Origin of the sequence: Amycolatopsis sp. NPDC051128, from assembly GCF_040682715.1 — a bacterium.
Lineage (GTDB): Bacteria > Actinomycetota > Actinomycetes > Mycobacteriales > Pseudonocardiaceae > Amycolatopsis.
Genome location: NZ_JBFBBN010000056.1, coordinates 58,863 through 65,803 on the forward strand (window position 1 = coordinate 58,863; position 6,941 = coordinate 65,803).

Annotated in this window: 5 protein-coding genes; 3 read left to right on the forward strand and 2 right to left on the reverse strand. The window is 72.6% G+C overall.

What is annotated here, in order from left to right; genetic code table 11:
• Nucleotides 1–54: 54 nt before the first annotated feature.
• Nucleotides 55–1,413, reverse strand: coding sequence for a DUF2252 domain-containing protein (locus AB0M82_RS38270; protein WP_364732985.1), 1,359 nt, complete (start codon nucleotides 1,411–1,413; stop codon nucleotides 55–57).
• Between the two features lie 80 nt (nucleotides 1,414–1,493).
• Nucleotides 1,494–2,714, reverse strand: coding sequence for an ornithine--oxo-acid transaminase (gene rocD, locus AB0M82_RS38275; protein ID WP_364732987.1), 1,221 nt, complete (start codon nucleotides 2,712–2,714; stop codon nucleotides 1,494–1,496).
• A gap of 184 nt (nucleotides 2,715–2,898) precedes the next feature.
• Between rocD and AB0M82_RS38280 the strand changes: the two genes are divergently transcribed.
• The 3 genes from AB0M82_RS38280 to AB0M82_RS38290 are packed head-to-tail and all read left to right on the forward strand — an operon-like array spanning nucleotide 2,899 to nucleotide 6,817.
• On the forward strand, nucleotides 2,899–3,750 hold the full coding sequence (locus AB0M82_RS38280; RefSeq protein WP_364732990.1) for a PPK2 family polyphosphate kinase: 852 nt from the start codon (nucleotides 2,899–2,901) through the stop codon (nucleotides 3,748–3,750).
• Between the two features lie 20 nt (nucleotides 3,751–3,770).
• Complete coding sequence (locus AB0M82_RS38285; protein ID WP_364732992.1) at nucleotides 3,771–5,870, forward strand: prolyl oligopeptidase family serine peptidase; 2,100 nt, start codon at nucleotides 3,771–3,773, stop codon at nucleotides 5,868–5,870.
• On the forward strand, nucleotides 5,867–6,817 hold the full coding sequence (locus AB0M82_RS38290) for an LLM class F420-dependent oxidoreductase (RefSeq protein ID WP_364732995.1): 951 nt from the start codon (nucleotides 5,867–5,869) through the stop codon (nucleotides 6,815–6,817). Before AB0M82_RS38285 ends, AB0M82_RS38290 begins: the two co-directional genes overlap by 4 nt.
• Nucleotides 6,818–6,941: the final 124 nt, after the last annotated feature.

Below are 6,941 nucleotides of genomic sequence, written 5' to 3' on the forward strand. Positions count from 1 at the left end.
CACATCTAGCACGGCGGGAAGCCGTTCTCCAGGGCTGACCGTGATCTTGTCCGGTCAGCTACGCGAGAAGGCGGCGTGGTCGGCCTCCGTTCGGTCGGCGTAGCGGACGGCATACGCGCCGATCGCCTCGTCGAGCTCGGAGTCGTCGGCGAAGTAGCCGGAGAGGAGCTTCGGGTGCAGCGACCGCGTGTGGGCGCGGGCGAGCAGGGCCCCGGCCAGCCTGCCGTAGTCGTCGAGGTGGTCCTTTTCCAGTTCCGCCGGGTTCAGGTCGCCCTTGAGGTTCCGGAACTGCCGGACGATGAACGGGAGCCCGCCGATGGTGGTCCAGCCGAGCAGGATGTCCGTCTCGGCCTGCACGAGCCGGGCGCCGTCGACGATCCGGCGGCCTTCGTGGCCGGCCGCGGGCAGGCCCAGGTACGGCGCCAGCGCGGGCGCCTGCGCCTGCTTCACCTGCAGCACCAGGTCTTCGTCGTCGTTGCCGTGCAGCAGGGCGACGTAGCTGCGCAGCCCGACGCTGCCCGTGCCGACCACGCGGAAGGCGACGTCGGCGAGCCGGTACCGCGCGATCAGCGTGCGCCGCGACTCGCGCAGGGTGTCCACATAGGACGTCAGTCCGGTGGCGACGGCCTCCGCGGTCGCCTCGTCGACGTGGGTGAGCACCGGCGGGTCCTCGACGAACCGGTGCCGCGCCAGGCCGGTCCGGTGGTCGTCGACGCGCTCGGTCCACTTGGCCGAGACCTTCGCGCTGTCGTTCTTGCGGGCCTTCTCGGCCGCGTCGGCGAAGTCGTCGATCAGTTCGTCCGCCCGCGCCTGCGACAGCACCGACGAGTCCGGCAGCGCGTTCCACGACCGCAGGAACGGCAGGTCGGCGAGCGCGCGGATGGTCCGCCGGTAGGACTTCACGGCGTCTTCGGCGGCTTCGCGGCAGCCGGACTCACCGATGCCGCCTTCGCGGCCGGCGAGCACGAGGCTGGCCGCGAGCCGCTTGAGGTCCCATTCCCACGGGCCCGGCACGGTCTCGTCGAAGTCGTTGATGTCCATCACGATCTTGCCCTCGGGCGTGCCGTAGAGCCCGAAGTTCGCCGCGTGCGCGTCTCCGCACAGCTGCGCGGTGACCCCGGACGACGGCGTGCCGGCGAGGTCGGCGCCCATCAGCCCGGCGGCGCCGCGGAAGAAGGTGAACGGCGACGCCCGCATCCGTTCACGGCGGAGCTCGGTCAGCTCGGGCAGCCGTCCGGCGTCGGTGGCGTCGAAGTACTGCTTCGGACTCGGCCGGTCGGCGCCGGCGGCCGCGTGGTCGTGCACGGTGGCCGGCGTCTTCTCGCGGAGGCGCTTCCCCTGTTCGTACAGCTCCGCCGGCGTCACGCTTTCGGCGCCGGCGAGCGGCCGTTCCACCCATTCCCCTGATCCCATACCGGCCCAACGTCCGGAGGGGAGGTTGTGCTCCCGGATGCCGCCGGGGCGGGAGGCTCACCCGGCGGCATCCGGTGGTTTCAGGGGCGGATCACCTCGGCGATCGCGTCGATGCCGCGGTCCAGCTCCTCGCGGGTGATCACCAGCGGCGGGGCGACGCGCAGGGTGCGTTCGTGCGTCTCCTTGCACAGCACGCCGCGGGCGGCGAGCGCCTCGGACGCCGCGCGCCCCTCCGGGCCGCCGGGAGCGATGTCGATGCCCGCCCACAGGCCGCGGCCGCGGACCTCGGACAGCCCGTTGCCGACCAGCGCCGTCAGCCGCGCGTGCAGGTGGGCGCCCAGTTCCGTGGAGCGCTGCTGGAACTCGCCCGTCTTCAGCAGGCGGACGACCGCGCGCCCGACCGCGCAGGCCAGGGGGTTGCCGCCGAACGTCGACCCGTGCTCGCCCGGCTTCAGCACGCCCAGCACGTCCCGGCGGCCGGCCACCGCCGACACCGGCAGGATGCCGCCGCCGAGGGCCTTGCCGAGGGTGTAGAGGTCGGCGCGGACACCTTCGTGGTCGAGCGCCAGCACGGTGCCGGTGCGGGCCAGCCCGGACTGGATCTCGTCGGCGACCAGCAGCACGTCGTGCTCGTCGCACGCGGCGCGGACGTCGGCGAAGTAGCCCTCCGGCGGCACGACGACGCCGGCCTCGCCCTGCACCGGCTCGAGGAGCACGGCCGCCGTGCGCGGGGTGATCGCGTCGCGCAACGCGGCCGCGTCGCCGTACTTGACGGTGACGAAGCCCGGGGTGAACGGGCCGAAGTCGGCGCGGGCGGTCTCGTCGGTGGAGAACGACACGATCGTGGTGGTCCGGCCGTGGAAGTTGGACCCGGCGACGATGATCTCGGCGGTGCCGTCCGGCACGCCCTTGACCCGGTGTGCCCACTTGCGGGCCACCTTGACCGCGGACTCCACCGCTTCGGCGCCGGAGTTCATCGGTAGCACCAGCTCGGTGCCGGTCAGCTCGGCCAGTTCGCGGCAGAAGAGCCCGAGCTGGTCGTGGTGGAACGCCCGCGACGTCAGCGTGACGCGGCCGAGCTGCGCCACGGCGGCGGCGATCAGGTCCGGGTGGCGGTGGCCGAAGTTCAGCGCCGAGTACCCGGACAGGAAGTCCAGGTAGGACCGACCTTCGACGTCGGTCACCGTCGCGCCCGAGGCTTCGGCGATCACGACGGGCAGCGGGTGGTAGTTGTGCGTGCTCCAGCGCTCGTCGAGCTCGATGAAGCTGGCGGCGGTCTCCCGGCCGGCGAACGTCGTCATGTGTTCAGGTTAGAGGCAGAACACGCAGAATTCAGCCGGGAATCGTTGCTTTCACCCGTTGTTCGTTGCGCAGTACACGGTCTTGACCCTCTGATCGCTGCGGAGCGGTGGACGCGGTCCTCGAATCCACCGAATCGCGGCTCTTCGCCGCGAAAACCGCCGCTCGAGTCGTTAACCTTCGCGGATGGCCGAGAAGGACGCAGGAAGCCGGGTCCGGGACGCGCTGCGCATCGACGGGGAGCTGCCGGACCCCGGCTCGACCCCGGTCGGGCCCGGCAAGAAGCCCAAGGCGCTGGCCAAGCTCGAGAGCGCCGGGACGCGGCTCTCCGCGCTGCAAGAGGCGCTCTACGCCGAGGGCGTCGGTGGCGGGCAGCGCCGCGTCCTGCTGGTGCTGCAGGGCATGGACACCTCCGGCAAGGGCGGCACGGTGTCGCACGTGCTCGGCCTGGTGAACCCGATGGGCGTCCGCTACGCGGGGTTCAAGCAGCCCACCGCGGCCGAGCGGCGCCACCACTACCTGTGGCGGATCCGCAAGCAGCTGCCCGCGCCCGGCCAGATCGGCGTCTTCGACCGTTCGCACTACGAGGACATCCTGGTCCCGCGGGTCTCCGGGCTGCTCACGGCGGCCGAGCGGCGCCGCCGGTACGCCGAGCTCGTCGCGTTCGAGGAGGACCTGGCCGGGGCGGGCACGACCGTCGTCAAGGTGTTCCTGCACATCTCGCCGGAGGAGCAGCTCAAGCGGCTCAAGGCGAGGCTCGAAACCCCCGAGAAGTACTGGAAGTACAACCCCGGCGACCTCGAGGCGCGGGCGCACTGGCCGGCCTACCAGGAGGCCTACGCCGACATCTTCAAGCGGACGTCGACCGCCGGCGCGCCCTGGTACGCGGTGCCCGCCGACCACAAGTGGTACCGCAACTGGGCGGTCGCCGAGCTGCTCATCGAAACCCTCGCCGAGCTGGGCCCCGAGTTCCCGGAGCCGGGCTACGACGTCGACGCGGAACTGAAGAAGCTGAAGGGTGTTGGCGCACCGGGCTGACCGTCTGAAAGAGTGCGGGCGTGACCGAAGCCGACGACCTCCCGTTCCTCCGCAAGCAGGCCCGTACCCAGCGCTTCACCCTCGGCGCGCCGAAGGAGTTCCGGGTCGCCCCGGACGGCTCCCGCGTGCTGTTCCTGCGCGCGGAGTCGGGCACCGACCCCCGGCACAGCCTCTGGTCGGCCGATCCGGCGACCGGCGCCGAGACGAAGCTCGTCGACGCCGCCGAGCTGCTGCCCGGCGAGGAGGAGCTGCCCGCCGAGGAGCGGGCGCGGCGCGAACGGGCCCGCGAAACCGGCGGCGGCGTGGTCCACTACGGCGTCGACGCGGCCTTCACCGTCGCGGCGTTCTCGCTGTCGGGCAAGCTCTACACGCTCGACCTGGCCACCGGCGAGGTGACGCTGCGCGTCGACGGCGCGGTGATCGACCCGCGGCCGGACCCCACCGGCACGCACGTCGCCTACGTGCAGAACCGGCGGCTGCACGTGCTGGAGCTGGCCACCGGCGACGACCGCGTGCTGGCCGGAGAGGACGGCGAGGACATCGCCTGGGGCCTGGCCGAGTTCATCGCCGCCGAGGAGATGGACCGCACCCGCGGCTACTGGTGGGCCCCGGACGGCCGGAGCGTCCTGGCCGAGCGCTCCGACCGCGGCCCCGTCCCGCGCTGGACCATCGCCGACCCCGCCAACCCGCAGAACCCGGCGAACGTCGTCGCCTACCCGGCCGCGGGGACCACGAACGCGCTCGTCTCCCTCGCCGTGCTCGGCCTGGACGGCTCCCGCGTGGACGTCGCGCCCGGTGACTGGGAGTACCTCGCCTCGGTGCACTGGTCGGCGGGCGGCGCGCCGCTGCTGGCCGTGCAGCCGCGCGACCAGAAGCGGATGGACGTGCTCGCCCTCGACGTCGCCGACGGCTCGACGTCGGTGCTCCACACGGCGGTCGACCAGCACTGGATCGACATCGTCGGCGGCGTCCCGGCCTGGACCCCCGACGGCAGGCTCGTCACCGAAGGCATGGTCGACGGCGACCACCGGCTGTTCGTCGGCGGCGAGGCCGTCACCCCGGCCGGGCTGCAGCTGCGGGCCGTGCTCGACGTCGGCGACGAGATCCTCTTCAGCGCGTCCGAGGCCGACCCGACGCAGATCCACGTCTTCCGGACGGAAGGTGCTTCGGTGCGCCGCCTGTCCACTGTTGACGGCGTTCACATCGGGGCGGGCTCGGCCGCGGTCACCGTGCTCTCGTCGTGGAGCCTGGACCACAGTGGCCCGCGCGTCTCGGTGCTGCGGGACGGCGCGCCGGTCGCGACGATCACGACGTCCACTGTGGACCCGGACATCGTGCCGAACCTGACCTGGCTGACGCTGGGGGAGCGCGGCCTCCGTGCGGCGCTGCTCCTGCCGCGGGGGTACGAGCCGAGCGAAGGCAGGCTGCCGGTGCTGCTCGACCCGTACGGCGGGCCGCACGCCCAGCGCGTGCTCCAGAGCCGCAACGCGTTCCTGACGTCCCAGTGGCTGGCCGACCAGGGCTTCGCGGTGCTCGTCGCGGATGGCCGCGGCACCCCCGGCCGCGGCGCGGTGTGGGAGCGCGAGATCGCCGGGCGCCTCGCCGACGTGACCTTGCAGGACCAGGTCGACGCGCTGCGGGCCGCGGCGGCCCGGTTCCCCGAGCTGGACGTCGAGCGCGTCGCGATCCGCGGCTGGTCGTACGGCGGTTACCTGTCCGCGCTGGCCGTGCTGCGGCGGCCGGACGTCTTCCACGCGGCCGTCGCGGGCGCGCCGGTCACCGACTGGTCCCTGTACGACACCCACTACACGGAGCGCTACCTGGGCAAGCCGCAGGACGAACCGGACAGCTACGCGCACAACTCGCTGATCGAGAGCGCCGCCGAGCTGAGCCGCGCGCTGCTGATCGTGCACGGGCTGGCCGACGACAACGTGTTCGTCGCGCACGCGCTGCGGCTGTCGTCGGCGCTGCTGGCGAAGGGCCGGCCGCACGTCTTCCTGCCGCTGGCGGGCGCCACCCACATGACGCCGCAGGCCGAAGAGGTCGCGGAGAACCTGATGCGCACGCAGGTCGACTGGCTGCTGCGCGAGCTGTCCGCCGTTCAAAAGGAGAACGCATGACTCGCTGGGGCATCACGATCCCGTTGACGGGCGTGCCGCTGACCGCGCACCGCGAACTGGTCGAGCAGCTGCCCGACCTGGGCTACACCGACGCGTGGACGGCCGAGACGGCGGGCGCGGACGCGTTCACGCCGCTCGTGCTGGCGTCGCAGTGGGCGCCGCAGCTGCGGCTGGGCACCGCGATCGTCCCGGTGTACACACGCGGCCCCGGACTGCTGGCGATGCAGGCGGCGACCGTGGCGGAACTCGCGCCCGGCCGGTTCGTCCTCGGCATCGGCGCGTCGTCCCCGGTGATCGTCGAGAGCTGGAACGCCGCCGCGTTCTCGGAGCCGTTCGCGCGTTCGCGGGACACGCTGCGGTTCCTGCGGTCGGCGCTGACGGGGGAGAAGGTCACCGAGAAGTACGAGACGTTCTCGGTTTCGAAGTTCCGGCTGGAGCGCCCGGCCGACCCGCCGCCGTCGATCATGCTGGCGGCCCTGCGGCCGGGCATGCTGCGCCTGGCGGCGCGGGAAGCGGACGGCGCGATCACGAACTGGCTGGCGGCCACGGACGTGCCGCGCGTGCGCGCCGAGATCGGCCCGGACGTCGAGCTGGCGGCCCGGATCTTCGTCTGCCCCACCGAGGACGCGGAGGCCGCGCGCGGGCTGGGCCGGATGCTGATCTCGAGCTACCTGACGGTCCCGGTGTACGCGGCGTTCCACGACTGGCTCGGCCGCGGCGAAGCGCTGGCCCCGATGCACGAAGCCTGGGCGGCGGGCGACCGGCAGAAAGCCAACCAGGTGATCCCGGACTCGGTCGTCGACGAGCTGGTGATCCACGGCAGCGTCGAGTCGTGCCGGGAACAGGTGCGGTCCTATGTGGACAACGGATTGACGACGCCGGTCATCGCGCTGCTCCCGACGGGCGACGATCCGTTCGAGCAGGTGCGCGGCCTGGCCCCGCGCTGACCCGGGCTCTCATGCGCCCCAATGTGGCGTTCGGCTGACCCGCTACCTGCTCACCGAGAACGTGCACGTCGTGGAGGTCAACCGACCGAACCGGCAGAAACGCCGCCAAAAGGGGAAGAGCGAC

Coding starts and splice junctions, on each gene's coding strand:
- AB0M82_RS38290 (WP_364732995.1), top strand. CDS start 5,867: ATGACTCGCTGGGGCATCACGATCCCGTTGACGGGCGTGCCGCTGACC.
- rocD (WP_364732987.1), bottom strand. CDS start 2,714: ATGACGACGTTCGCCGGCCGGGAGACCGCCGCCAGCTTCATCGAGCTC.
- AB0M82_RS38280 (WP_364732990.1), top strand. CDS start 2,899: ATGGCCGAGAAGGACGCAGGAAGCCGGGTCCGGGACGCGCTGCGCATC.
- AB0M82_RS38270 (WP_364732985.1), bottom strand. CDS start 1,413: ATGGGATCAGGGGAATGGGTGGAACGGCCGCTCGCCGGCGCCGAAAGC.